The 455-nt window shown below is 68.6% G+C and carries 1 protein-coding gene; it reads left to right on the forward strand.

Annotated elements, in window-relative coordinates; translation table 11 throughout:
• On the forward strand, positions 1-455 hold a 455-nt coding region (locus tag IF89_RS39665; RefSeq protein WP_043194975.1), incomplete at both ends, for an RHS repeat domain-containing protein.

Below are 455 nucleotides of genomic sequence, written 5' to 3' on the forward strand. Positions count from 1 at the left end.
GCCACCGGGGTGTGGGAAGGCGCCCGCGACGACGCGGACGCCAAGAAGGCCACCCTCATCACCTATCGCTATGACGGCGAGGGACGCCTGGTATCCGTCGCCTACCCCGACGGCAAGGCTGTCTCCCGCACCTACAACCAGCACGGGCAGCTGGTATCGGCTACGGATGCGGCAGGGGCGGTCACTGCCTACGCCTACAATCCCGACGGCAGTCTGAAGGCCGCGGTGCAGAAGACTGCGGACGGGCAGACCGCCTCCGCCGCCTACACCTACGACAGCCTCGGCCAGCCGGCGAAGACCGAGTACGGCAACGGCACCGTCCTGGCGGTCGGCTACTACGACAGCGGCCAGCCGGAGAAGGAGACCCTCATCGGCGAAGACGGCACCGTGCTGTCCCAGACCGTGTACACGTACAACAGCCGCGGAGACCTGGCCACCCGCACCGACACCCGCCC

Source organism: Streptomyces sp. NRRL F-2664, from assembly GCF_000719345.1.
In the GTDB taxonomy this organism is placed as follows: domain Bacteria; phylum Actinomycetota; class Actinomycetes; order Streptomycetales; family Streptomycetaceae; genus Streptomyces.